General features: G+C 68.4%; 20 protein-coding genes. 16 read left to right on the plus strand and 4 right to left on the minus strand.

Features of this window, described 5'->3' with window-relative positions:
• Positions 1 to 140: 140 nt before the first annotated feature.
• From UN84_RS07325 to UN84_RS07335, 3 genes are all read left to right on the plus strand, one after another.
• The gene (locus UN84_RS07325) at positions 141 to 413 is read left to right on the plus strand and encodes an HU family DNA-binding protein (RefSeq protein ID WP_016855018.1); all 273 of its coding nucleotides are present in this window, start codon (positions 141 to 143) and stop codon (positions 411 to 413) included.
• Positions 414 to 591: 178 nt separating this feature from the next.
• Positions 592 to 2,412: a SurA N-terminal domain-containing protein gene (locus tag UN84_RS07330; RefSeq protein ID WP_046078596.1), complete on the plus strand. Its 1,821-nt coding sequence runs from the start codon at positions 592 to 594 to the stop codon at positions 2,410 to 2,412.
• Between the two features lie 243 nt (positions 2,413 to 2,655).
• Positions 2,656 to 3,687 carry a CobW family GTP-binding protein gene (locus UN84_RS07335; protein ID WP_046078597.1) on the plus strand — a complete coding sequence of 344 codons (1,032 nt, stop codon included), beginning with the start codon at positions 2,656 to 2,658 and terminating at the stop codon, positions 3,685 to 3,687.
• A gap of 113 nt (positions 3,688 to 3,800) precedes the next feature.
• Here UN84_RS07335 and UN84_RS07340 read toward each other — a convergent pair whose 3' ends face one another.
• A complete protein-coding gene (locus UN84_RS07340; RefSeq protein ID WP_046078598.1) occupies positions 3,801 to 4,565 on the minus strand; it encodes a UDP-2,3-diacylglucosamine diphosphatase in 765 nt (254 codons plus the stop codon).
• 77 nt (positions 4,566 to 4,642) lie between these two features.
• Positions 4,643 to 5,149, minus strand: a complete 507-nt coding sequence (locus UN84_RS07345) for a peptidylprolyl isomerase (RefSeq protein WP_046078599.1) — start codon at positions 5,147 to 5,149, stop codon at positions 4,643 to 4,645.
• Between the two features lie 152 nt (positions 5,150 to 5,301).
• On the opposite strand from UN84_RS07345, the gene UN84_RS07350 reads away from it, so the two are divergent.
• From UN84_RS07350 to hepT, 4 genes are all read left to right on the plus strand, one after another.
• Positions 5,302 to 6,981: a glutamine--tRNA ligase/YqeY domain fusion protein gene (locus UN84_RS07350; protein ID WP_046078600.1), complete on the plus strand. Its 1,680-nt coding sequence runs from the start codon at positions 5,302 to 5,304 to the stop codon at positions 6,979 to 6,981.
• 1 nt (position 6,982) lies between these two features.
• Positions 6,983 to 8,392, plus strand: a complete 1,410-nt coding sequence (gene cysS, locus UN84_RS07355; protein WP_046078601.1) for a cysteine--tRNA ligase — start codon at positions 6,983 to 6,985, stop codon at positions 8,390 to 8,392.
• Positions 8,393 to 8,467: 75 nt separating this feature from the next.
• Complete coding sequence (gene mntA / locus UN84_RS07360; protein ID WP_046078602.1) at positions 8,468 to 8,878, plus strand: type VII toxin-antitoxin system MntA family adenylyltransferase antitoxin; 411 nt, start codon at positions 8,468 to 8,470, stop codon at positions 8,876 to 8,878.
• Positions 8,868 to 9,278, plus strand: a complete 411-nt coding sequence (gene hepT / locus UN84_RS07365) for a type VII toxin-antitoxin system HepT family RNase toxin (RefSeq protein WP_046078603.1) — start codon at positions 8,868 to 8,870, stop codon at positions 9,276 to 9,278. Before mntA ends, hepT begins: the two co-directional genes overlap by 11 nt.
• Positions 9,279 to 9,344: 66 nt before the next feature.
• On the opposite strand, the gene UN84_RS07370 is transcribed toward hepT, so the two are convergent.
• Positions 9,345 to 9,563 (minus strand): hypothetical protein, encoded by a 219-nt coding sequence (locus UN84_RS07370; protein WP_046078604.1) that lies wholly within the window; start codon positions 9,561 to 9,563, stop codon positions 9,345 to 9,347.
• Between the two features lie 472 nt (positions 9,564 to 10,035).
• The gene (locus tag UN84_RS07375) at positions 10,036 to 10,992 is read right to left on the minus strand and encodes a DUF1853 family protein (protein ID WP_046078605.1); all 957 of its coding nucleotides are present in this window, start codon (positions 10,990 to 10,992) and stop codon (positions 10,036 to 10,038) included.
• 96 nt (positions 10,993 to 11,088) lie between these two features.
• Between UN84_RS07375 and osmF the strand changes: the two genes are divergently transcribed.
• The 9 genes from osmF (at position 11,089) to UN84_RS07420 (ending at position 24,522) form a co-directional block, all read left to right on the plus strand.
• Positions 11,089 to 12,015, plus strand: a complete 927-nt coding sequence (gene osmF / locus UN84_RS07380) for a glycine betaine ABC transporter substrate-binding protein OsmF (protein ID WP_046078606.1) — start codon at positions 11,089 to 11,091, stop codon at positions 12,013 to 12,015.
• Positions 12,012 to 13,205 carry an ABC transporter permease gene (locus tag UN84_RS07385; protein ID WP_173834979.1) on the plus strand — a complete coding sequence of 398 codons (1,194 nt, stop codon included), beginning with the start codon at positions 12,012 to 12,014 and terminating at the stop codon, positions 13,203 to 13,205. Before osmF ends, UN84_RS07385 begins: the two co-directional genes overlap by 4 nt.
• Complete coding sequence (locus UN84_RS07390) at positions 13,202 to 14,146, plus strand: ABC transporter ATP-binding protein (RefSeq protein WP_046078609.1); 945 nt, start codon at positions 13,202 to 13,204, stop codon at positions 14,144 to 14,146. The genes UN84_RS07385 and UN84_RS07390 overlap by 4 nt, the downstream gene beginning before the upstream one ends.
• The gene (locus UN84_RS07395; protein ID WP_046078610.1) at positions 14,139 to 14,891 is read left to right on the plus strand and encodes an ABC transporter permease; all 753 of its coding nucleotides are present in this window, start codon (positions 14,139 to 14,141) and stop codon (positions 14,889 to 14,891) included. Before UN84_RS07390 ends, UN84_RS07395 begins: the two co-directional genes overlap by 8 nt.
• Positions 14,892 to 15,049: 158 nt before the next feature.
• A complete protein-coding gene (locus UN84_RS07400; RefSeq protein ID WP_046078611.1) occupies positions 15,050 to 16,255 on the plus strand; it encodes a thiamine pyrophosphate-dependent dehydrogenase E1 component subunit alpha in 1,206 nt (401 codons plus the stop codon).
• Position 16,256: 1 nt separating this feature from the next.
• Positions 16,257 to 17,234, plus strand: a complete 978-nt coding sequence (locus UN84_RS07405; RefSeq protein ID WP_046078612.1) for an alpha-ketoacid dehydrogenase subunit beta — start codon at positions 16,257 to 16,259, stop codon at positions 17,232 to 17,234.
• A 22-nt stretch (positions 17,235 to 17,256) separates the two neighbouring features.
• The gene (locus tag UN84_RS07410; protein ID WP_173834980.1) at positions 17,257 to 18,576 is read left to right on the plus strand and encodes a 2-oxo acid dehydrogenase subunit E2; all 1,320 of its coding nucleotides are present in this window, start codon (positions 17,257 to 17,259) and stop codon (positions 18,574 to 18,576) included.
• A gap of 20 nt (positions 18,577 to 18,596) precedes the next feature.
• The gene (locus UN84_RS07415) at positions 18,597 to 20,438 is read left to right on the plus strand and encodes a protein kinase domain-containing protein (protein WP_046078613.1); all 1,842 of its coding nucleotides are present in this window, start codon (positions 18,597 to 18,599) and stop codon (positions 20,436 to 20,438) included.
• A gap of 403 nt (positions 20,439 to 20,841) precedes the next feature.
• A complete protein-coding gene (locus tag UN84_RS07420; protein WP_173834981.1) occupies positions 20,842 to 24,522 on the plus strand; it encodes an ATP-binding protein in 3,681 nt (1,226 codons plus the stop codon).
• Positions 24,523 to 24,539: the final 17 nt, after the last annotated feature.

Below are 24,539 nucleotides of genomic sequence, written 5' to 3' on the forward strand. Positions count from 1 at the left end.
CATGACGGGGATTGTCAGGGAAGGTTGCTTGACACGTCTTTCATCGCATTGCTATAAACTATCGCCATGCTGTGATCGCGTCAGTCAGCCGTAAGTCTCGCCGATTAGAGCCAATTTACGTAACAGTCAAGGGGTGAAGTGTGAACAAGTCCGAGCTGATCGAAGCCATTGCTGCGTCTGCCGATATTCCCAAGGCAGCCGCTTCCCGTGCGCTGGACGCCATGGTCGACGCCGTGGCTGACAGCCTGAAGAAGGGCGACAGCGTCTCCCTGGTGGGTTTCGGCACCTTCACCGTCAAGGAGCGGGCCGCGCGTACCGGCCGTAACCCGCAGACCGGTGAGCCGATCGAGATCAGCGCCGCCAAGGTGCCGAGCTTCAAGGCCGGCAAGGCGCTCAAGGATTCCGTCAACTAAGGACACGGCCTTGCCGTCTTCCTGACCGACGTTTCCCTACAGGCGCACCGCTGTCGCGGTGCGCCTGTTTCGTTTTCGGAGCCCCGCAGGCGCCGAGCGTGCTGTGCTCGCCGTCGCGTGGCCAAGGTGGACGCCTGTAAGATGGGCGTCCCGAACCACTTGATCCGCAGAGGCCTGCATGCTGCAAAGTATTCGTGACCGCTCCACCAGTTGGGGTGCCAAGATCCTGGTCGGCGCCGTGGTGGTGACCATGGCCCTGTTCGGCGTGGAGTCCCTGGTGGGGCTGCTGAACAGCGACGGTGAGGAGGTCGCCACGGTCAATGGCGAGCCGATCACGCGTCAGCAGCTCGAGCTGCAGGTGCAGCGGGCGATCCGCAGCGGCCAGGTGCCGCCGGAGCAGGAGCGTCAGCTGCGGGCCGAGACGCTCGACAGCCTGATCACCAACCAGCTGCTGACCCAGTATGCCGAGGAGGGCGGCCTGCATCTCTCCGATGCCCAGATCGACCAGCTGATCGTCACCCTGCCGGAGTTCCAGGACGCCAACGGCCGTTTCGACAGCGAGCTGTTCAAGAATCGTCTCGCCAGCGCCGGCTTCACGCCCATTTCCTTCCGCGCCCAGCTGCGCGAGGACATGAAGCGTCGCCAGCTCCAGCAGGGCCTGGTCATCAGCGAGTTCAGCCTGCCGAGCGAGCAGGAGCGCCTCGCCGAGCTGCAGCGTCAGGCGCGCACCTTCCGTCACTATGCCCTGACCCCGGCCGACCTGGAGGCGGCGCCCGATATCGACGACGCCGACCTCCAGGCCTACTATGAGGCTCATGCCGACGCCTACCAGCGCCCCGAGCAGGTCAAGCTGGCCTACGTGGTGCTCGACAAGCAGGCCATGGCCGAGGACGTCGAGGTCAGCGACGAGGACCTCCGCCAGGCCTGGCAGGATGAAGCGGCCAGCGCCGACCGCCGTGTCTCCCACATCATGGTCAGCTTCGGTGACGAGCGCAGCCGCGAGGACGCGGTGGCCCGCCTGGAGGAGGTCAAGTCCCGGCTGGCCGACGGCGAGGCCTTCGCCGATCTGGCCGCCGACTATTCCGACGATACCTCGACCAGCGATGCCGGCGGTGACCTGGGCGTGATCGGCCGCGGCTTCTTCGGCGAGGCCTTCGAGGACGCGGCCTTCGCGCTCGACGAGGGGCAGGTGTCGGATATCGTCGAGACCGACAACGGCCTGCACCTGATCCAGGTCACCGAGCTCGATCGCCCGCCGTTCGAAGAGGCCCGCGACCGCCTGCGCCAGGACGTGGCGCTGGCGCAGGTCGAAGACGCCTTCAACGACAAGGCCCAGCGGCTGATCGACGAGAGCTTCGCCGCCGAGGACCTGGCCAGCGTGGCCGAGGATCTCGGTCTCGAGCGTCGCCAGAGCGACTGGGTGAGCCGTGATGATGTCGACGGCGTGCTGTCGGAGCCGGGCGTGATGCGCCAGGCCTTCAGCGATGACGTCCTGGAAGAGGGCTTCAACAGCGAGGTCATCGAGCTGGACGAGGATCGCCGCATGGTGCTGCGCGTGGTCGAGCATCGCGATGCCACCACGCTGCCGCTGGACGAGGTGCGCGACCGTGTCGTGGCGGCCGTCGAGGCCGAGAAGACCCGCGAGGCCCTCGAGGCGCGCGCCGACGAGATGCTCGCGTCGCTGCGTGGCGGCGAGACCCTGGGACTCGACTGGCAGCGGGCCGAATCGCTGAGCCGCCAGGCCGAGAGTGGTCTGGCTCAACCGGTGATCGAGGCCGCCTTCCGTCTGCCGCATCCATCGGAGGGCGAGACCGTCTACGGCCGTGCCAACGACGGTCAGCGGGTGGTGCTGATCGGGCTGGAGTCCGTCACCGAGGGCGAGGCCAATGCGCAGATCGAGTCCTTCGTGGCGCGCATGGCCCAGCAGCTGCGCTCCCAGGCGGCGGTCAACGGCCTGCTCGACCATCTGCGTGAGCAGGCCGAGATCGAGCGTCCCTGACGGTCGACTCGACTCGCGCCACGGTAGAGGCAAGAGGAAGAAGGGGGCTTCGGCCCCCTTTTGCGTGTCTGTCGTTCGCGTCTGTCGTTCGTGTTGTCGCAGCGAATCTGACCGAGCCAGTCGGCTCGCTATTTATACCGTTATCTTGCATGCTTTACCCTCGTTGAGGCGTCGTCCTGGGGCGCGGAGCGGTGAGCATGCGATGATGACCACCGATCTTCCTTCCGCCGATGAGAGTTGCCCATGACCCGGCCGCCGCTTCGCGATATTCCCGCCCATCTGATCACCGGCTTCCTGGGGGGTGGCAAGAGTACGCTCATCCACCACCTGATCGCGCACAAGCCACCCGGCGAGCGCTGGGCGGTGCTGATCAACGAGTTCGGCCAGGTCGGCGTCGACCAGACGATGTTCGCCGAACGCGACGATGTCGTGGTTCAGGCCCTGCCGGGCGGCTGCCTGTGCTGTCAGCTGGCCACGGTGCTGCAGACGAGCCTGGTGCAGCTGCTGCGACGCGAGCGGCCCGACCGGCTGATCATCGAGCCCTCCGGGCTCGGCCACCCGTCGGGGCTGATCGAGCTGCTGCGGGGAGAGGCCTTCGCCGGTGTGCTCTCGCTTCGGGACGTGGTGACGGTGCTGGATCCGCGGCGCCTGGACGATCCGCGCGCGCGAGGCCACGAGACCTTCCTCGATCAGCTGCGGCTGGCCGACGGCGTGGCCCTGACCATGGTCGATCGGCTCGACGCGGCGCGGGTGATGGCGGCGCGGGACTGGCTGGCCGAGACGCTGCCGGGTGAACGCTGGGTCGTCGAGGCGCCTCACGGTCGCCTGCCGGTCGCGCGGTTGCTCGAGGGTGGCGCTCACCGGGAGGGAGCCGAGCCTGCCTCTCCGGCGTCGCATCGTGCTCAGGCCCAGATCCAGACCCAGACGCCGGGGCTCTTGCTCGATCTCGACGCCCGGGCGCCGCGCGTCGGGGCGCCGGTGCGCGAGAGCGGCGCGTCACTGGGCCATGAAAGCCTCGGCTGGCGCTGGCATGCCGATGAGGTCTTCGCCACCGCGGCCATCACGGCCTGGCTGGACGCCCTGCCGGCGGCGCTGCGGGTCAAGGGCGTGCTGCACACGGACACGGGATGGGTCACGGTCAATCGCGCGAGGAACGACGCGCCGCTCTCGCCCAGCGAGTGGCGCCGCGACTCGCGCCTGGAGCTGATCGCCGAGGCCGGAGAGATGCCGGACGCCGAGGCGCTCGAGGCCGGGCTTGTCGGCTGTCGTCGCTGACAGGAAGAGGATCAAGTCCGAGCAGAGACGGGGCCAGACCCTTCAGCGGCCTTAGGATTTGCAATCCTAAGGCCGCTGAAGGGTCTGGCCCCAAGGTAAAATGAGAGTGTGCCTCAGTCCTGCAGCGGGAAGTCGCGCAGCACCGGCGCCTGTCCCGGGACGCTCTCGATTTCCCAGCCCTGGTCCGGCTGCCAGTCGCCCAGCACGAAGCGACGCGCCGGCGTGCCGTCGATGTCGACGTCATGGATGGCGGGGCGGTGGGTATGGCCGTGAATCATCGTGGTCACGCCGTGCTCGCGCAGGGCCTCGACCACTTCGGCCGGCGTCACGTCCATGATGTCCTCGGCCTTGTTCGAGTTGGCCTCCCCGGACTGGTCGCGCAGCTGCCTGGCGAGCGCGATGCGCTCGGGAATCGGCATGGCCAGGATCTGCGCCTGCCACTGCGGGTCGCGGGCCTTGGCGCGGAAGGTCATGTAGGCCTCGTCCCGGGTGCACAGGCTGTCGCCGTGCATCAGCAGCACCCGCTCGTCGCCGAGGTTGACCACGCTGGGATCGGGAAGCAGGGTGGCGCCGGCGGCTTCGGCGAAGCGTTGCCCGAGCAGGAAGTCGCGGTTGCCGTGCATCAGGTAGATCGTGGTGCCGGCCTCGGCGCGCCGCTTCAGGGCCTCGGCGATGCGCGCGGCGAGCGCGGCGGTGCCGGTGGGGTCGGCGGCGCCGAGGTCCAGCAGGTCATCGCCGATCCAGGCCTCGAAGAAGTCGCCGAGGATATAGAGCGCCTCGGCGCCGGCGGCGCGGGTCTCCAGCCAGTTCAGGAAGCCCTCGGTGATGGCCGGGGCGCCGGGATGCAGGTGAAGATCGGAGATCAGCAGGGTCGACATGGCATCTCTCGCGGGCAGAGGATGAAGGAAAACGCCCCCGCCGGAAGGCGAGGGCGCGGGACTCACGGGGCGAGGACTCAGGCCTCGGCGTCGTCCTGGACGTAGGCGCGCTGGATGATCACGTCCTCGGCCGGCACGTCGGCGTGCATGCCGCGGCGGGTGGTGGCCACGCCCTTGATGCGCTCGACCACGTCCATGCCCTCGACGACCTCGCCGAACACGCAGTAGCCCCAGCCTTGCAGGTTCTTGCCGCGATGGTTGAGGAAGTCGTTGTCGGCCACGTTGATGAAGAACTGGGCGCTGGCGGAGTGCGGGTCCTGGGTGCGGGCCATGGCCAGGGTGCCGCGGGTGTTGGCCAGGCCGTTGTCGGCCTCGTTCTCGATCGGGCCGCGGGTCTGCTTCTGGTTGAAGTCCAGGTCGAAGCCGCCGCCCTGGACCATGAAACCGTCGATCACGCGATGGAACAGGGTGTTGTCGTAGTAGCCGTCGCGCACGTACTGCTCGAAATTGGCGGCGGTCTTCGGCGCCTTGTCGTGGTTCAGGGCGACATGAATATCGCCGAAATTGGTCTGCAAGATGATCATCATGATGTCCTGTCTTCTCGAAGCGGGATGCCTTGGCGCCCTATGGGCAGGTGGCGCTATAATAGCCGTTTTGCGTCGATGCGCGAAGCCGTGGTCAGGCCCGCGGCGTCGCGACGACAGGCCCGCGTTCAACCAGAGGTTGCCCAATCAACATGACCAGCGAGACCACCAGCGCGCCGAACTTCATTCGCAACCAGATCAGCGAAGAGATCGAGGCCGGCCGACAGGGGAAGATCGTCACCCGCTTCCCGCCGGAGCCCAACGGCTTCCTGCACATCGGCCATGCCAAGTCGATCTGTCTGAATTTCGGGCTCGCCGAGCAGTTCGGTGGCGACTGTCATCTGCGCTTCGACGACACCAATCCGGCGAAGGAAGAGCAGGCCTATATCGACGCCATCAAGGAAGACGTCAGCTGGCTGGGCTATGAGTGGGCCGGCGATGTGCGCTTCGCCTCGGACTACTTCGAGACCCTCTACGAGTGGGCCCAGCACCTGATCCGCGAGGGCAAGGCCTACGTCGACGATCTCTCTCCGGAAGAGATGCGCGAATATCGCGGCACCCTGACCGAGGCCGGCACGCCGAGCCCCTACCGCGAGCGCAGCGTCGAGGAGAACCTCAACCTGCTGGAGCGCATGCGCGTCGGCGAGTTCGCCGAGGGCGAGAAGGTGCTGCGCGCCAAGATCGACATGGCCGCGCCGAACATCAACCTGCGCGACCCGATCCTCTATCGCATCCGCCACGCCTCGCACCATCAGACCGGCGACACGTGGAAGATCTACCCGTCCTACGACTTCACCCACGGCCAGTCCGATGCCCTGGAAGGGGTGACGCACTCCGTCTGCACCCTGGAGTTCGAGGATCACCGCCCGCTGTACGAGTGGTTCCTGGACAACCTTCCGGTGCCGGCCAAGCCGCGCCAGATCGAGTTCGCGCGGCTGAACCTGAACTACACCCTGACCTCCAAGCGTAAGCTCAAGCTGCTGGTGGACGAGAACATCGTCGACGGCTGGGACGACCCGCGCCTGCCGACGCTGTCCGGCATGCGTCGCCGCGGCTATACCCCGGCCTCGATCCGCAAGTTCTGCGAGATGATCGGCGTGACCCGCGCCGACGGCGGCCTGGTCGATATCGCCATGCTCTACCACGCGATCCGTTCTGACCTCGAGGACAACGCGCCGCGCGCCATGTGCGTGCTCAAGCCGCTCAAGGTGGTGCTGACCAACGTCGCCGAGGACTTCGCGGAGACCTACCGGGTCGCCGGGCATCCGGCCCGCGAGGACATGGGCGTGCGCGAGATTCCCTTCGGCCGGGAAATCTACATCGATCGCGACGACTTCATGGAGGAGCCGCCGAAGAAGTTCTTCCGCCTGGCGCCGGGCAAGGAAGTGCGGCTGCGCAACTCCTACGTCATCCGCTGCGACGAGGTGATCAAGGACGAGGCCGGCGAGGTCAGCGAGCTGCGCTGCTCGGTCGATTTCGATACCCTCGGCAAGAACCCCGAGGGCCGCAAGGTCAAGGGCGTGATCCACTGGGTCAGCGCCGCCCAGGCGGTGCCGATGGAGGTGCGTCTCTACGACAACCTGTTCACCGTCGAGCAGCCGGACAAGGACAAGGACGCCGACTTCCTCGAGCACCTCAACCCCGAGTCGCTGACCGTGGTGCAGGCCATGGGCGAGCCGAGCCTGGCCGATGCCGCGCCCGAGAGTCGCTTCCAGTTCGAGCGGGTCGGCTACTTCTGCGCCGACCGCCACGCCTGCCGCGACGGCAAGCTGGTGTTCAACCGCACCGTGGGACTCAAGGATGGCTGGGCCAAGGCCCAGAAGAAGGGCTGACATGCAGATCTACAACACCCTGACGCGTCGCAAGGAAACCTTCACGCCCATCGAGCCGGGCAAGGTGCGCATGTACGTCTGCGGCATGACCGTCTATGACTTCTGTCACCTGGGCCACGCCCGGGTGATGGTGGCCTTCGACGTCATCACCCGCTACCTGCGGGCCCGCGGTTACGACGTCAGCTACGTGCGCAACATCACCGACATCGACGACAAGATCCTCAAGCGGGCGGACGAGAACGGCGAGACCATCGAGGCGCTCACCGACCGCATGATCGATGCCATGCACGAGGACGAGGGCCGCCTGGGCGTGCTGCGTCCGGACGCCGAGCCGCGTGCGACCCAGCACCTGGACGAGATTGTCTCGATGATTCAGACGCTGATCGACAAGGGCTATGCCTACGCGGCGGACAACGGCGACGTCTACTACCGGGTGCGCAGGTTCGACGGCTACGGCAAGCTCAACAACCGTGACCTGGACGACATGCGCTCCGGCGCCCGGATCGACGTCGACGAGCACAAGGAAGACCCGCTCGACTTCGTGCTGTGGAAGGCCGCCAAGCCCGGCGAGGTCAACTGGCTCTCGCCCTGGGGCGAGGGGCGTCCGGGCTGGCACATCGAGTGCTCGGCGATGTCCACCTGCTGCCTGGGCGAGACCTTCGACATCCACGGCGGCGGGCCGGACCTGACCTTCCCGCACCACGAGAACGAGATCGCCCAGAGCGAGGCCGCCACCGGCAAGCCCTACGTCAACACCTGGATGCACGCCGGCGCGGTGCGGGTGAACCAGGAGAAGATGTCCAAGTCGCTGGGCAACTTCTTCACCATCCGCGACGTGCTCGAGCATCACGACGCCGAGGTGGTGCGCTACCTGCTGGTATCGAGCCACTACCGCAGCCCGATCAACTACGCGCCGGAGTCGCTGGCCGACGCCCGCAAGTCGCTGGAGCGTTTCTACAATGCTCTGGACGGGCTGGCCCTGGACGGGGTCGAGGTACGGGAAGGCGAGGTCGATGCGCGCTTCGACGAGCGCTTCACCGCGGCCATGGACGACGACTTCAACACCGCCGAGGCGGTGTCGGTGCTGTTCGACCTGGCCCGCGAGCTCAACCGCGCCAAGAAGGAAAGCCCCGAGCAGGCGCCGGCCCTGGCCGCCGAGCTCAAGCGCCTGGGCGGCGTGCTCGGCCTGCTGCAACAGGCGCCGGCGGCCTTCCTGAAGGGCGCCGGTGCCGGCGAGCTGCCGATGACCGAGGCCGAGATCGAGGCCAGGATCGCCCAGCGCGCCGAGGCCAAGAAGGCCCGCGACTTTGCCACCGCCGACGGCATCCGCGACGAGCTGGCCGCACTGGGCATCGTGCTCAAGGACAGCCGCGAGGGCACCGGCTGGGTGTTCGAGGCGCCGGGCGAGTAACGGCGGATTGCGTCAAGCCGCGTGGGCGGCGCGTGCTTCGCGAGTCGCCCCTCGTTTGCTGTCGGGAGGCATGCCATGCCGCTGAGACCGGAGGACTGCCAGCGCTGCGTCGAATCGCTGCGCCAGGCGTTGCCAGCGCTGCAGGCCGTCTATCTGTTCGGCAGCCAGGCGACCGAGATGTCGCGACACGACAGCGACGTCGACCTGGCCGTTCTCCTGCCTTCGGCCATGGCATCCGACCAGCGCTGGGCGCTGGCGGGAACTCTCGCCAGCCTGCTGGATCGGGACGTCGATCTCGTGGATCTGCGAGACGCCTCGACCGTCATGCAGTATCAGGTGGTCTCGGAAGGTGTGCCGCTGTGGCGTGCCGGCACCGAGGCCGACGAGTTCGAGCTGGCCATATTCAGTGAGTACTGGGACCTCGGCATTCAGCGGCGTGCCCTGATCGAGGACATCAAGCAACGGGGAAGCATTCATGGCCGATGACGTGCTGCTGAACAAGGCCGCCACGATCGAGCGATGCATCGGGCGTGCCAGGGAAGAGTACGACAAGGATCCCGACACCTTCGAGTCCGATCAGACGCGTCAGGATGCCGCCATCCTCAATCTGCAGCGTGCCTGCGAGGCGGCCATCGATGCGGGCAATCGCCTGGTGCGTCTGCAGCAGCTGGGATTGCCGCAGAGTGCGCGAGATGTCTTTTCGCTGCTGGTGCAGGCGGACCTGCTCGATGAGGCGCTGGGTGAGACCATGAAGCGCATGACCGGCTTTCGGAACATCGCCGTGCATGACTATCAGGCCGTCCAGGTGCCGATCGTGATGTCGATCATCCGCCATCAGGCCGATGACCTGATCGGCTACGCAAAGCGCATGATTCAGCTGGCGTGATCGCCAATGCAAGATGTCGAAACGCCCGGCTCTGTGCCGGGCGTTTTGCGTCTGGGGGCAGAAGACTCAGTGCGTTTCCTCGCCCAGCGTCTCGTCGACCAGTGCCATGGCTTCGTCGAGGCTGACGGCGACCGCGTCCCAGGGCAGGGTCGATCCGACGAGATGGCAGTGGTAGAGGGCATCGTCATCGATGTCGACACGGTGGATGTCGTTGCCCCGGTCGTCCTGCCACCAGTCGGCGTGGACATGATGCCAGCGCGGGGCGATCCGAGCGTTCATGTTCATGCGTCACCTTCCTTCGTGAGCCGCCCGCTCGGGCGATTGCTCAGCAAGCCTTCCAGATCTTCAGACGGGGTTCCGTCAGCCCGTGCCAGCGTGAATAGAAATCGATTCGACGCTGGGCGTTGGCGAGGTCTACCGGGCCAAGGTCTTCATGAGGGGCGTGGGCGAGACAGCCGACGTCGACCCGTTCATGGGGCCGGGAGCGCGTTCGGAGGCGTGACTCCTGGCGTTGGCCGCGGCCCATTGGCCGCGCTCGAGGGAGTGAGTGTTGCTCAACGGGCATGTGGGGCAACCGCAGTACCTGGTTCATGTGGCATTCCTCCGAACGGCATATAACCCAGGGAGCGACTCACTGTCGCCGGTCTGTCGGACCGCCGGGGGCGGCCTTATGGTCAGCATAGTTGAGAAACGCTGTTTGTAAATTCAGGTTACAAAATATGTCGCTCAAGTCCGGCGCGAGAAGGCCGTTAGTGCATCATGCCGGTGGCAGCGGGAGGCGATGGGGCCAGGCATCGTCGACGACGAAGACGCGCTGCCAGCTCGGGGACGAGGGGGTGTCGAGAAGGATGGCGAGCTGAACCGGCGCGCCGCCGCGGAGAAAGTGCAGGCGCAGCCGGTGCTCGAGGACCGACAGCGGGCTCATCTGCGGGAGGGGAGGAAACGCCAGCCAGTGAGGCTTGCACAGCCAGGCGCCGAGCGCGTTTTCCGGCAGGCGCTCGCACCAGGCTGGCCAGTCGTGCCAGTGCAGCCACTGGCCGCGCAGGTGGTCGGGCGTGGCCTGGCGCGGGGAGGGCAGAGGCGTCTGCCAGGGGTGGAACAGCACCCCGGGCATGGCCAGGCGCTGACGCAGCCCCGGCACCGGCGCTCCCAGCCGTTCGGCCAGCGCCTGGCGCGCCAGCGGGCGCTGGGCCAGCGGCAGCTGGTGGTGCTCCAGGTGATGGCGCTTGAGGGCCAGGCTGTCGAGCCCGCCGGGGCCGACCCAGCGAGCCTGATCGTCGTCGGCGCCCGGGCCCTCGGTGAGACCCAGGTAGTACTTGATCGCCACCTCGAGATGGACGGGCACAGGATCCGGCGACTCGGCGTAGATCAGGTCGAGCTCGCCCAGGGTGCGACGCTCCTGAAGCACCGGCAGGTTGTGGGCGAGCAGGCGGGTATTCGGTGCGGTATCGAGCAGGAACTGCCACAGGCGCTCGTGATAGTGGCCCATGCGGCCCTCCAGGGCCGCGCCGACGTAGCGCTCCAGATCGCTCGGGGCCTCGTCCAGGTGGCTCAGATAGTCGCTCAGGGCGGCGTCGCTCTCGAGACCCAGGCTGCGGCGATCGGGGCGGCCGGGGGTCTCGAGGGTGATCAGGTCAGGTGCTTGCAACAGCCAGGCCAGGTCGCGTACCAGCGGGTGGCGCCAGGGGCGGATGTCATCGCGGAATGGCGGCATGCGGTCTCGCTCCGGGCGTTGAGATGGCGCTCTGACAGCGAAGCTATACAGGTCTTATACTCCAGCATACATTCATTCGGGAAGCGGGTGGTATCCATGCAGCCAGCACTGACACGTCTCGCCGCCATCGCGGCCGGCACCCTGATGACCCTGGGCGCGGCGCAGGCCCAGGACGCCGCCGGAGAGCCGGTGGTGATCGCCTCCAAGATCGACACCGAGGGCTCGGTGCTCGGGCAGCTGATCCTGCAACGCCTGGAGGCCGGCGGCATCGCGGTGGAGGATCGCCTGCAGCTGGGCGCCACCAGCATCGTGCGCACGGCCCTGACCGCCGGGGAGATCGATCTCTACCCGGAATACACCGGCAACGGCGCTTTCTTCTTCGACATGGCCGACAGCCCGGTGTGGAAGGACCCCGAGCAGGCCTATGAGACGGTCCGTCAGAAGGATCGCGAAGCCAACGATCTGGTGTGGCTGACGCCCGCCGAGGCCAACAACACCTGGGCGATCAGCGTGCGCGGCGATCTGGCCCGCGCGCACGAGCTGGCGAGCCTCGAGGACCTGGCCGGCTATCTCGACGACGGCGGCGAGTTCAAGCTGGCGGCGAGCGCCGAGTTCGTCGAGTCGCCCCAGGCGCTGCCGGCCTTCCAGGACGCCTATGGCTTCGAGCTCTCCGAGGACGAGCTGCTGGTGCTCTCCGGCGGCAATACCGCCGCCACCATGCGCGCCGCCGCCCAGCAGACCAGCGGCGTCAACGCCGCCATGACCTACGGCACCGACGGCGGCCTCAAGGCCCTCGATCTGCACGTGCTGGACGACACCCTCGGCGTGCAGCCGGTCTATCAGCCGGCGCCGGTGGTACGCGCCGAGGTGCTCGAGGCGCATCCCGAGATCGAGACCCTGCTGGCGCCGGTGTTCGAGGCGCTGGACCGCGACACCCTGCAGCGGCTCAACGGCGATGTGGCCGTCAACGGCCGTGATCCGGCCAAGGTGGCCGGCGACTTCCTCGACACCCTGGACGAATGAGCCGCGGGGTGAACGAGGAGACAGGGAACAGGGACGTGCCTCGCCCCAACGTCGTGCTGCTGAGCCTGCTGCTGGCGACCCTGGTCGCCTGGAGCGGGCTCGATGCCGTCAGCGTCGCCCCCAATCGTATCGTACCCGGCCAGGGCCATGCCGCCTGGGAGGTGGCCGGCTGGCCGGGATTCCTGATCAGCCTGGTGCCGATGCTCGCCGTGCTGGCATTGGCCTGGCGCCCGCAACGATGCCGCCTGCGCTGGGCCCTGGGGCTGGTGGTGGCGATGCTCGCCGCACTGCCGGCCTGGCTGGCGCTGGCCGCGGCCAGGCTGGTCGAGGCCGATCTGCCCCAGGCGCGCATGGGCGTGGGCGCCGGGGTCTGGGTGGCGCTGTTCCTGCTGCTGCTGGCGCTGATCGAGCTGCGCACGCGCCTGGCGCTGTCGCGGACGCTGGGTTGGTCGCTGTTGCTGGTGCCGCTGGCGAGCTTCGCCGCCTGGCTGACGTTCGACCTCGCCCCGCTGGCGCTGCGCCAGGAGTTCCTGGCGCGCCGCGACGGCTTCATCGCCGCCATCGTCGAGCATCTGCTGCTGGTCGGCGCCGCCGTCGGCGTCAGTTTAGTGCTCGGCGTGGCCCTGGCGCTGGCCATGCGCCGCTGGGCGCGCTGCCGCATGCTCGGCTTCGCGGTGCTCAACTTCCTGCAGACCATTCCCAGCCTGGCGCTGTTCGGCCTGCTGCTGGCGCCGCTGGCCTGGCTGGGCGCCCACGTCGAGTGGCTGGCGGCGCTGGGCGTGAGCGGCATCGGCGCCGCCCCGGCGCTGCTGGCGCTGGTCGGCTACAGCCTGCTGCCGATGGTGCGCAACACCTTCGTGGCCCTCGATGAGGTCGACCCCGGCGTGATCGACGCGGCCCGGGGCATGGGCATGAGTCGCGGCCAGGTGTTCCGTCAGGTGCGCCTGCCGCTGGCCGCGCCGGTGATCCTCGAGGGTATTCGCATCACCACCGTGCAGGCCATCGGCCTGACCGCCGTGGCCGCGCTGATCGGCGCCGGCGGCCTCGGCACCTTCATCTTTCAGGGGCTGGGGCAGGCGGCCATGGACATGGTGCTGCTCGGCGCCCTGCCGATCCTGGTCATGGCGCTGCTCGCCGATGCCTTGCTGGGCGCCCTGGCCGACCTTACACGCCAGGGAGAGGCCACATGATCGAACTCATCGGCGTGTCCAAGCGCTTCGGCGACACCGCCGCGGTGGACGACATCTCGCTGCGCGTCGAACGCGGCGAGCTGTGCGTGCTGGTGGGCACCTCCGGCTGCGGCAAGTCGACGACGCTGCGCATGATCAACCGCCTGATCGAGCACAGCGACGGCGAGATCCACATCGACGGCCAGCAGATCCGCGACTTCCGCGAGGAGACTCTGCGCCGGCGCATGGGCTATGCGATCCAGAGCACCGGGCTGTTTCCGCACTGGACGGTGGCGCGCAACATCGGCCTGGTGCCGCGGCTGCTGAAATGGCCTCCGGCACGGATCCGCGAGCGGGTCGAGGAGCTGATGGCGATGCTCGGCCTGTCGATGCAGGAATTCGCCGGCAAGTATCCGCGCCAGCTCTCCGGCGGTCAGGCCCAGCGGGTCGGCGTGGCCCGGGCGCTGGCCGCCGATCCCGATATTCTGCTGATGGACGAGCCCTTCGGGGCGCTGGATCCGATCACCCGCGAGACGCTCCAGCATGAACTGCGCGAGCTTCAGTCGCGGCTGCAGAAGACCATCGTCTTCGTCACCCACGATATGGACGAGGCGCTGCGGCTGGCCGATCGGCTGGTGGTCATGGACGGCGGACGCATCCGCCAGCAGGGCCATCCGCTTGAGCTGCTGCGCGAGCCCGCCGACGCTTTCGTCGAATCGCTGCTCGGCGGCGAGGACCGCGGCCTCAAGGAGGCGGCGCTGCTGACCGTCGGCGAGCGGATGATGCCGCTGAGCCCGCGGCTGCTGCCGCGGGAGAGGATCTCCCGCCACGCCACCCTGCGCGAGGCGCTGTCGATGATGCTGTGGCGCCACGCCGAGCGCCTGGCCGTGGTCGATGACGAGGACATGCCGGTCGGCGAGCTGTCGCTGCGCCAGCTGGTGGGGGCGAAGCATCATGAGTGAGGCGGTGAGTCGCCTGGTCTCGCGGGGAGGGACGCGCTGGCTGGTGCCGCTGGCCTGGGCCGTGCTGCTGCTCGCCGCCTGCGTGGGCATGCCCTGGCTCGAGGGGCTGTTCCGGCTGGTCGAGCCGGACAGCCGCAGCGTCGTCTATGCCCGGGCCGATTTCCTGACCCTGCTGGGCCGCCATCTGCTGGTGGTGGCCGTCGCGGCGCTGGCCGCGGTGGCGATCGGCGTCGGCGCCGCGGTGGCGGTGACGCGGCGCACCGGCCGCGACTTCCTGCCGCTGGTCGCCCAGCTGGCCTCGATCGGGCAGACCTTCCCGCCGGTGGCGGTGCTGGCGCTGGCGGTGCCGGTGCTGGGTTTCGGCACCCTGCCGATCATCGTCGCATTGCTGCTCTACGGGCTGCTGCCGATCGTGCGCAACACCCTGACCGGGCTCGAGGGCGTCGACTCCGGCGTGCGCGAGGCCGCCCGCGGCATGGGCATGACCAGCGGCCAGCTGCTGCGCCAGGTGGAGCTGCCGCTGGCCTGGCCGGTGATCCTGGCCGGCATCCGCACCTCGGTGACCATCAATATCGCCACCGCGGCGATCGGCGCCACCGTGGGGGCGAGCAATCTGGGCGACCCGATCATCTCCGGCATCGTCAACGGCAATACTGCCTACGTGCTGCAGGGCGCACTGCTGATCGGGCTGCTGGCGCTGACCGTGGACAGCGTCTTCGCCCGGCTGCAGCCGGCCGCCGCTTAAGAACGCGGCCTCGCCGGCGTGTGACTTTCGTCGTGCTATCGAAGGTTTTCAGTTTACGTTAACGTCAGAGTCGTGCGTTGATCGACGCCCGGGCGATCCCCTGGCGGTCCGACACAAGAGCGACAACACTGCCCCCAAAAGGGGTAAGGATCACGACGATGACCACGACGCGAGATATTCACGTGCCGGAGTTTCTGGCCGGTGACGAGTTCAGCATTCCCACCTATCGGGTGCTGACCCAGGAGGGCACCCTCTGCGAGGGCGCCGAGGCTCCGACCCTCGAGCGCGACGAGGCTCGGGCCATCTACCGGGCGATGATCGCCACCCGGGTGCTCGACGAGCGCATGATGGCCGCCCAGCGCCAGGGCCGGCTCAGCTTCTACATGCAGTGCACCGGCGAGGAGGCCGCGGTGATCGGCGCCACCGCGGCGCTCGACGAGGCCGACATGATCATGGCCCAGTACCGCGAGCAGGGCGCGCTGGTCTATCGCGGCTTCACCTTCGACGAGTTCATGAACCAGCTGTTCGGCAACGAGCTCGACTACGGCAAGGGGCGCCAGATGCCGATCCACTACGGGTCGCGCAAGCTCCATTACATGACCATTTCCTCGCCGCTGGCCACCCAGATTCCCCAGGCCACCGGCTATGCCTACGGCCAGAAGCTGGCCGGCGAGGGCCAGTGCACCGCGGTATTCTTCGGTGAGGGCGCCGCCTCCGAGGGCGACTTCCACGCCGCCCTGAACATGGCGGCGGTGCACGAGGTGCCGGTGATCTTCTTCTGCCGCAACAACGGTTACGCCATCTCCACCCCGGCCATCGAGCAGTTCGCCGCCGACGGCGTGGCGCCGCGAGCCTTCGGCTATCGCATGCACGTGATCCGCGTCGACGGCAACGACATCCTGGCGGTCCATCGCGCCACCCAGGAGGCACGGCGCATCGCCGTCGAGCACAACAAGCCGGTGCTGATCGAGGCCATGACCTATCGTCTGGCCGCGCATTCGTCCTCGGACGACCCCTCCGGCTATCGCTCGCGCAAGGAGGAGGAAGCCTGGCGCGAGAAGGACCCGATCCTGCGCATGCAGCGCTGGATGTACGACCAGGGCTGGTGGAGCGACGATGAGGAGAAGGAACTGCAGGAGCGGCTGCGCCGCGAGGTGCTGGAGGCCATGAAGCGCGCCGAGAAGCGCCCGCCGCCGCCCCTCGATACCCTGGTCACCGACGTCTACGCCGAGGTCACGCCGGCCCTGCAGCAGCAGCTCGATGCGCTCAAGTCCCATATCCGCCGCCATCCGGAGGCCTATCCGAAGGGGGCGCGCTTCCTCGATCCCGAGCTGAGCCGCACCGACGACGAGGGAGAGTCCTGATATGCCGACCATGAATCTGCTGCAGGCGATCAACCACGCCCTGGACATCGCCATGGCCGAGGACGAGAAGGTGCTGTGCTTCGGCGAGGACGTGGGTGGCTTCGGTGGGGTCTTCCGCGCTACCAGCCATCTGCAGGAACGCTACGGCCGGGCGCGCTGCTTCAATACGCCGCTGGTGGAGCAGGGCATCGTCGGCTTCGCCAACGGCCTGGCCGCTCAGGGCTCGGTGCCGGTAGCGGAGATCCAGTTCGCCGACTACATCTTTCCGGCCTTCGACCAGATCGTCAACGAGACCGCCAAGTTCCGCTATCGCTCCGGCGACCTGTTCAACGTCGGCGGCCTGACCATCCGCGCGCCCTACGGCGGCGGCATCTCCGGCGGCCACTATCACTCCCAGTCGCCGGAGGCCTACTTCACCCATACGCCGGGGCTGAAGATCGTGGTGCCGCGCAATCCCTACGAGGCCAAGGGCCTGCTGCTGGCGTCCATTCGCGATCCGGACCCGGTGATCTTCTTCGAGCCCAAGCGGCTCTACCGTGCGTCCACCGGCGAGGTGCCGGAGGAGGACTATCAGCTGCCGCTGGGCGAGGCCGAGATCACCAAGGAGGGCAGCGACGTCACCCTGGTGGGCTGGGGCGCCCAGATGGAAGTCATCGATCGCGCGGTCGAGCTGGCCGAGAAGGAGGGCATCTCCTGCGAGGTGATCGACCTGCGCACGCTCTTGCCCTGGGACGCCGACACCGTGGCGGAATCGCTGCTCAAGACCGGCCGGCTGGTGGTGACCCACGAGGCGCCGCAGACCGGCGGCTTCGCTGGCGAGATCGCCGCCACCCTGCAGCAGCGCTGCTTCCTGTACCTGGAATCGCCGATCCTGCGCGTGACCGGCCTGGATACGCCCTTCCCGCTGACGCTGGAGAAGGAGTATCTGCCGGATCACCTCAAGGTCTTCGAGGCCATCCGCGAGAGCGTCAACTACTGAGTCCAGGACAGGAGCAAGCACGATGACCGAGTTCAAGCTGCCCGATATCGGCGAGGGTATCGTGGAGTGTGAAGTCGTCGAGTGGCGGGTCGCCGAGGGCGACGCCATCGAGGAGGATCAGCCGGTGGTCGAGGTGATGACCGACAAGGCCCTGGTCGAGATCACTGCCCCCGAGGGCGGGCGGGTCACCAAGCTGCACGTGGCCAAGGGCGAGATTGCCAAGGTCCACGCCCCGCTGTTCGCCTACGAGATGGCGGACGGTGAATCGGCCGCCGAGCCGGAGGATGCCGAGGCACCGGCGCCGGCGAAGGAGGTCGACGACGACGCTGACACCGACACAGGAGCGCCCCGCCTCGAGACGCCGGCGCCGCAGGCGAGCACCGTGTGCTCCGCCGAGCAGGAGCGCCCCGACCGGGCCGCCTCGGGCCAGGGCCCCCATGGCCGGATTCCGGCCAGCCCCGCGGTGCGCCGCCTGGTGCGCGAGCATGACCTGCGCCTCGAGGACGTACCCGGCTCCGGCAAGGATGGGCGGGTGCTCAAGGAGGACGTGCTGGCGCTGGTCGAAGGCGACGGGGCAGCCGCCGAGCCGACGGCGCCCTCTGCCGCATCGGGTAGGGGGCAGGATCAGGCTCAGGGTGAGATACGCGTCGAGCCGCTGCGCGGCGTGCGCGCGGCCATGGCCCGCCAGATGGTGGCCGCGGCCTCGACCATCCCGCACTTCCAGTACGGCGAGGAGATCGACGTCACCGAGCTGCTGGCGCTGCGCGAGCGGCTGAAGCCCCGGGCCGAGGCGCGGGAGGTCAGGCTGACCCTGATGCCGTTCTTCATGAAGGCCATGGCGCTGGCGATACGGGACTACCCGCTGCTCAACAGCCGGCTCAACGAGGCCGGCGACGAGATCCACTACCTGCCGTCCTGCAACATCGGCATGGCGGTGGACGGCAGGGCCGGCCTGATGGTGCCCAACGTCAAGGGCGTGGAAGGCCTGAGCCTGCTGGACGTGGCCGGCGAGATCCAGCGGCTGACCGGGGCGGCCCGGGAAGGGCGCGTGGCCCAGGCGGATCTGCAGGGCGGCACCATCAGCATCTCCAACATCGGTGCCCTGGGCGGCACCTATGCCGCGCCGATCATCAACGCCCCGGAGGCGGCGATCGTCGCCATCGGCAAGAGCCAGTGGCTGCCACGCTTCGACGAGGCCGGCGAGGTGACTCGCCGGGCGATCATGACCGTGACCTGGGCCGGCGATCACCGCCTGCTCGACGGCGGCACCATCGCGCGCTTCTGCAACGCCTGGAAGGGCTACCTGGAAGACCCGGAAACCATGCTGCTCGAGCTGAGCTGAGGATCGCCACGGGGAGGACGATGACCCAGCCGCTGCAGCAGTTCTATATTCCGGAAGACCAGTCGGTCTATCTGCTGAGCCATCACGACGCCCGCAAGCTGCGGGAGTGGGTGGCACTGTGCCAGGCCCAGCTCGAGCAGCTGGGCTACCGGCACATCGAGCTAATCGGCAAGGGCGCCTACGGCTTCGTGTTCGCCGGCCTCACCGCCGGCGGCGAGCAGTACGTATTCAAGTTCACCCGGGTCAACCTGCCCCAGTCGCTGCAGGACCGCCTCGAGGAAGAGGCCTTCATGCTCGAGCAGGTGGCCCATCCCCGGGTGCCGCGGCTGATCGCTTTCCAGCGGGTGCGCCACCAGTCGATCCTGGTGATGCAGCGCGCGCCCGGTGAGAACCTGGAGGAGGTCTCGCTGCGCGAGGGACGGCTGTCGCCGCGGCGGGTGGTGCACATCGCCGCCCAGCTGGCCGATATCCTGCGCGCCCTGCGCCGCGAGTCCGGCCCCTCCGGCCGGCCCATCGTCCACGGCGACATCAAGCCCTCCAACCTGGTGTTCGACGAACGCGACGAGAGCGTGGCGCTGATCGACTGGGGCTCCTCGGTGTTCGCCCAGCTCGACGCCGAGCTGCAGTTCGTCGCGGCCAACGTCATGGAGCTGATGTCGGACAACCTGCAGCAGACCAACGCCCGCCTGGGCGACGTCTATTTCATCGGCGACGACCAGCTCAACGGCGCGCTGTCGTCGCCGCGCTTCGACGAGCAGGGCGCCGCCGGCACGCTCTATGCGCTGGCCTCGGCCCAGTCGTGCCGTTTCGGTCACCGCGCGATTCCGGCCACCTCGCTGGGCCTGCCCATGGAGTTCGCGCGCATGCTCGACGGCATGCTCGACCCCGACCCGCGCACCCGCATGAAGGCCGGCGATCACTTCCTGCGCGAGATGCCGCGCCTGTCGCGGCTGGTGATGCTCGACCTGCCGAGCCCGCCCGAGGCGCCATTGGTGCCGGTATGGGCCCGGGCCGCCGACCGCGAGATCGACACCGTGGTCTACAGCTCGCGCAAGGCCTTCCTGCGCGAGGAGGACGGCAGGGAGACCCTCAGCGACGTCAACGACGTGCAGCTCGACCGCTACTACAAGAACTTCATGCAGGGCATGGGCGAGACCGAGAAGGCCTTTCTCGCTGCGGTCAGCCGGCTCGGCAAGTACCCGGTGGTGGGCGGGCTGGCGGTGCGCTGGGAGGCCGACGGCGTCTACATCGACTCCTCGCTGAACCTGCATGATCCCGAGCTCAAGCCGGCCTTCATCGCCGCGGTCAACAACATGGTCGACCTGGCCCGGGGCATCCACCGCCGGGGCATCTTCAAGAGCTGCCTGTTCAATGCCCGCGATACTCTGCACCTGGACCGCGAGGGCCCGGAGCGTCCCTTCGTGATCCCGCCGGACCTGCGGCTGGCCTACGAGGTCAGCGCGGTGCCGGAGCTCGAGGATCGCTCGCGGCTGCACAGCTATTTCGAGGACGGCCCGGACCCGGAGGAGTTTCTGGTGCTGCCCGAGGCCATCATCGCCTCGCTGGAGGCGCTCAACGAGATCCACCACACCGGCATGATCATCTTCGAGGCGCTGCCCGAGCACCTGAAGATCCATAGCCACTACCGGCTGCTCGACCCGTCCCGGGAGGCCGAATTCCGCCGCCGGCTGGACGACATCCTCGCCGCGGTGGGGCGCATCGAGGGGCTCGGCGTCTCGGGCTTCATGAAGATGCCCTACAAGGACACTCGCGTCTTCGCCCACGTGGCCCGCCAGCCGGAGCGCTTTTATCCCCGCGACCCGCGCGCCGCCCTGGCCGCGATGAAAGAGCAGGGCGAGTAAGAAAGGTAACGCCCGAGACGGCGAACCGAACCATGCACAAGCCACGGGGACAGGTCGCAGAGGGGGTTATTGCCAGGGATGGCAAAAGTTAGCGCCCAGGGATGGGTTCACAGCGCCCCTCGAAGACCTGTCGACGTGGCGGCCTGGCGTCGAGGCCAGGACCAACGCCTGTTCATGCCATGAGCTTGTCGCGGCGATCTGGCAAGATAGGCGGCCTTGGAGCGTCTGACCTCCACGCCGGGCACGCGATGCCCGGGGCAAGCCTGCGCGAGGACGCGGTAAACCCGTCCCTGGGCGCTTCTTTTGACGTCCATGTCAAAAGAACCTCGCTACGCCTTGCCCCGGGCGCGTGCTCGAGCCGCAACAGACGCTCGCGACTGTCAGCAAAGATCAAGGACGCCGCATGGCTCAGCTGTTACGCATCGTGATGATCCACGGTCATCTCGAGGGGGTGGTCGAACTGGACGTCGATGGCCACACCAACATCTGCGGCACCAACGCTTCGGGCAAGACGACCCTGCAGCGCCTGGTGCCGGTCTTCTACGGGGAGCTGCCCAACCGGGTGGTGCCCAAGACCCGACGCAAGTTCGATGCCTTCTACCTGCCGCATCGCAACAGCTACCTGGTCTACGAATATCGCCGAGAGGAAGGCGACGTCTGCCAGGCGGTGCTCACCCGCAAGGGCGAGGGCGGCGTCGAGTATCGCTTCGTCGGCGCGCCCTATCGCCCCGAGGACTACCTGGTCGAGACCGAGGGCGGCGTGGTCGCCCTCGACTACGCCCAGTGGAACCAGGGGCTGCGCCGCCAGGGCACCCCGGTGTCGCACAAGCTCGGCGCCACCTCGGAATACCGCGCGGTGATTCAGAACGACTTCACCCAGCACGGCGGCGGTGGCGGCCGCCGCGAGGGCCTGAAGCTGCGCCAGGTGGCCGCCCGCTTCAGCCTGGTGCGCGCCGGCCGTCGCATCCGCCACATGGAGAAGCTGGTCTCGGCGGTGCACGCCAAGGAGGGCAAGATGGACACCCTCAAGACCATGCTGGCGGCGATCTTCGAGGAGGACGGCGTCGAGCTGCCGATGACCCGCATCCGCAACACCAAGGCGCGGGAGTGGATCGCCCGCATGCGCCAGTCGATGCGCCTCGAGCCGCTGCAGCAGGCCCTTTCGGACCTGCAGCGCCAGGACCGCGAGATCGCCGACCTGGAGGCCGGCCTGTGGCAGCTGGGTCCCCAGCTCGAGGCCGACCGCGCCCGGGCCGAGCGCGGCCGGGCCGATCTCGAAGCGCAGATCGGCGAGCGCCAGCGCGATTTCCAGGCCCGCGAGCAGGCCTACGAGCAGGCGCGCCAGGACGTCAACGACCGCCTCAGCGAGATGGGCAGCGAGCTCGAGCAGACCCGCACCGAGCTCGACGATCTCCAGCGCCGCTTCGAGGCCTTCGAGGAGGCCGACATGCCCGGCCTGGAGCAGGACCTCAAGGCACTGCCCCAGTGGCGTGAGCAGCAGCAGGGCCTGCGCGACCATCTCGAGTTCATGCAGCAGGCGGTGCAGGAGAGCAAGGCCCGCCTCGAGGCCCGGCTGGTCGAGCTCGGCGATCAGCTCGAGCGCCGTCGCGACGAGCTCCAAGCCCGGATCGACGCCCTCGGCGAGGAGAAGGAAGCCCGCCGCGAGAGCCAGCGCGAGGCCGAGAGCCGCCTCGACGCCGACTACCAGACCCGCCGCCAGGCGCTGGACGGCGACTACCGCGGGCGACTCGAGCGGCTCACCGCGCGCCTCTCCGAGCTCAAGGCCGAGCTCGCCCACGGCACCCAGACCGAGGAGGAAGCCCGCGAGGCCGAGCGGGCCCAGCTGCGCGTCGACGAGGCGCGCAGCGCCCAGGACGCCATCGCCGCCACCCTCGACGCCCTGCGCGGCGAGCTCGACGGCCACAAGCGCGCCCGCGACGACGCCGAACGCGAGCTCGACTGGGTCCGCCAGCAGCGGGCCCGGGCCGAGGCCCGTCTCGAGGCCCTGGAGGTGCAGCGCGATCCGGCCCAGGGCAGCCTGCGGCACTTCCTGCGCCATCACCGGCCCGGCTGGGAGCAGACCCTGGGCAAGGTGCTGGCGCCGGCGCTGCTCGAACGGCGCGATCTCGCCCCGCAGCTCAACGACGACGCCAGCGACGACCTCCACGGCCTGGCCCTCGACCTGGCCGCCATCGCGCTGCCCGACCACGCCCAGGACGAGGCCGGCCTGCAGGCCGAAATCGGCGCCGCCGAGCAGGCGCTGGACGACGCTCGGGGGGCGGAGCAGGACGCCGAGAAGGCGCTCAAGGCCGGTCATGACAGGGTGCAGGAGGCCGACGCGCGTCTCGAACGGGCGGGCGGCGAGAAGCGTCGCGCCGCCGAGGAAGTGGACTACGCCTTGCAGGCCCGTAGCCAGTGTCAGCTGCGTCATCAGCAGGCGCAGCAGGAACGCCAGGCGAGCCGCCGCCAAGCCCTCGAGGAGCAGGAGGCGGTGCAGCAGGCGCTGCGCGAGGAGCGCGACCAGGCGCTGGCGACGCTGGACGAGACCCACCGCGCCCAGCGCATGGAGCTCACCGCCGATCACCAGGGCCAGCTGGCCGGCGTCGATCGCCAGATCGAGCAGTATCGCCGCCAGCTCGGCGAGCTCCGGGAAGACAACCGACGCCAGCGCGAGGAGCTCGAGGCCGCCTTCGATCGCGAGCTGGCCGATCGCGGCGTCGACCCGGTCAAGGTGCGGGAGACCCGGGCGAAGATCGAGGACCTGGGCCAGCGCATCCACGACACCGAGGCGCGGCGGGACGAGCTCGACGCCTACGCCCGCTTCATGCGCCTCGACTGGGGCGAGCGCAAGCCGCGGCTGGTGGCGCGGGAAGCGGAGCTGAGCCAGGCCCAGCAGGCCGCCGAACGCGAGCGCAAGACGCTCAAGGACGCCTTCGACGCCGACCGGGCCGAGCATCGGTCGGCGGTGGGTGAACTCAAGACCCGCCGCGAGGCCGAGCAGGCGCTGATCGAGACCCTGGCGCCGCTGCTCGATACCCTGGAGGGGCTGTCGCTGGCGCCGGCCAGCGAGCCGCTCGGCGAGGCACCGGGTGACGTCGACGAGCGCATCGAGCGCGTCCGCCAGGCGCTCACCGACCACGCCCGCGCGCTCGACGCGCTGCGCCGCGGCTGCGAGAAGATCGAGGCCAACCTGGTCAAGGGCGCCAGCGCCGACTTCCAGGACACCCTGGAGGCCGAACGCGCCAAGCTCGAGGACACCGGTCCGCGCCGCCTGCTGGCGGTGCTGGCCGACATGCTGCAGCTGCTCGAGGGGCAACAGCAGCAGCTGCTGCAGGAAGGGCGCAATCTCGGCGACGATCTCGACAAGTTCTTCACCGTGTTTCGCGACCTCAACCGGCGCATCAACGCCCAGAGCCGGCGGCTTTCCGACGAAGTGGCCGACGACCTGAGGCTCGAGGGCATCGGCAAGGCCGAGGTGAAGATCCAGTCGACCATCGACGAGCTCGGCTTCTGGGAGCCGCTCAAGCGCTTCGCCCAGCGCTACCGCGAGTGGCGCGACGGCGGCCGCACGCTGCCGGACGACGACTACCTCGACGCCCTGGCCGACGTGGTGGAGCTGTTGCGCAGCGACCAGCAGTACAGTGTCGAGAGCCTGCTGCGCCTGGAGCTGCACCTCAACGAGGGTGGCGCCGACCTGGTGATCAAGAACGACCGCCAGCTGCTGGAGTCCTCCAGCCACGGCATGGCCTACCTGATCCTGTGCAAGTTCCTGCTGGCCTTCACCCGGCTGCTGCGCGGCCCGGCCGAGGTGGCCGTGCACTGGCCCATCGACGAGATCGGCACCCTGGCGTATCACAACGTCGAGAAGCTGTTCGACGCCTGCGACAACAACCGCATCCATATCGTCGGCGCCTTCCCCAACCCGGAGTCGGACGTGCTGATGCTGTTCCAGCACCGTTATCTGATCGACCGCGACGAAACCGCGCCCGACAAGCGCCGGCTCAAGCGCATCGAGCCGCGACTGAGCCGCCTGGCCCAGCGTCTGGAGGAGCGCCAGAGCGACTGTCAGGAGGCATCGGCATGAGCGAGGACATGATGTCA

It is taken from the genome of Halomonas sp. HG01, assembly GCF_000968715.2.
Lineage (GTDB): Bacteria > Pseudomonadota > Gammaproteobacteria > Pseudomonadales > Halomonadaceae > Halomonas > Halomonas halophila.

Excerpts from the sequence above, each read along its gene's own strand:
- UN84_RS07330 (WP_046078596.1), top strand. The coding sequence starts at position 592 with ATGCTGCAAAGTATTCGTGACCGCTCCACCAGTTGGGGTGCCAAGATC.
- UN84_RS07405 (WP_046078612.1), top strand. The coding sequence starts at position 16,257 with ATGCCGACCATGAATCTGCTGCAGGCGATCAACCACGCCCTGGACATC.
- osmF (WP_046078606.1), top strand. The coding sequence starts at position 11,089 with ATGCAGCCAGCACTGACACGTCTCGCCGCCATCGCGGCCGGCACCCTG.
- UN84_RS07375 (WP_046078605.1), bottom strand. The coding sequence starts at position 10,992 with ATGCCGCCATTCCGCGATGACATCCGCCCCTGGCGCCACCCGCTGGTA.
- UN84_RS07395 (WP_046078610.1), top strand. The coding sequence starts at position 14,139 with ATGAGTGAGGCGGTGAGTCGCCTGGTCTCGCGGGGAGGGACGCGCTGG.
- UN84_RS07345 (WP_046078599.1), bottom strand. The coding sequence starts at position 5,149 with ATGATCATCTTGCAGACCAATTTCGGCGATATTCATGTCGCCCTGAAC.
- UN84_RS07385 (WP_173834979.1), top strand. The coding sequence starts at position 12,012 with ATGAGCCGCGGGGTGAACGAGGAGACAGGGAACAGGGACGTGCCTCGC.
- UN84_RS07335 (WP_046078597.1), top strand. The coding sequence starts at position 2,656 with ATGACCCGGCCGCCGCTTCGCGATATTCCCGCCCATCTGATCACCGGC.
- mntA (WP_046078602.1), top strand. The coding sequence starts at position 8,468 with ATGCCGCTGAGACCGGAGGACTGCCAGCGCTGCGTCGAATCGCTGCGC.
- UN84_RS07420 (WP_173834981.1), top strand. The coding sequence starts at position 20,842 with ATGGCTCAGCTGTTACGCATCGTGATGATCCACGGTCATCTCGAGGGG.
- UN84_RS07410 (WP_173834980.1), top strand. The coding sequence starts at position 17,257 with ATGACCGAGTTCAAGCTGCCCGATATCGGCGAGGGTATCGTGGAGTGT.
- UN84_RS07400 (WP_046078611.1), top strand. The coding sequence starts at position 15,050 with ATGACCACGACGCGAGATATTCACGTGCCGGAGTTTCTGGCCGGTGAC.
- UN84_RS07390 (WP_046078609.1), top strand. The coding sequence starts at position 13,202 with ATGATCGAACTCATCGGCGTGTCCAAGCGCTTCGGCGACACCGCCGCG.
- hepT (WP_046078603.1), top strand. The coding sequence starts at position 8,868 with ATGGCCGATGACGTGCTGCTGAACAAGGCCGCCACGATCGAGCGATGC.
- UN84_RS07415 (WP_046078613.1), top strand. The coding sequence starts at position 18,597 with ATGACCCAGCCGCTGCAGCAGTTCTATATTCCGGAAGACCAGTCGGTC.
- UN84_RS07350 (WP_046078600.1), top strand. The coding sequence starts at position 5,302 with ATGACCAGCGAGACCACCAGCGCGCCGAACTTCATTCGCAACCAGATC.
- UN84_RS07370 (WP_046078604.1), bottom strand. The coding sequence starts at position 9,563 with ATGAACATGAACGCTCGGATCGCCCCGCGCTGGCATCATGTCCACGCC.
- cysS (WP_046078601.1), top strand. The coding sequence starts at position 6,983 with ATGCAGATCTACAACACCCTGACGCGTCGCAAGGAAACCTTCACGCCC.
- UN84_RS07340 (WP_046078598.1), bottom strand. The coding sequence starts at position 4,565 with ATGTCGACCCTGCTGATCTCCGATCTTCACCTGCATCCCGGCGCCCCG.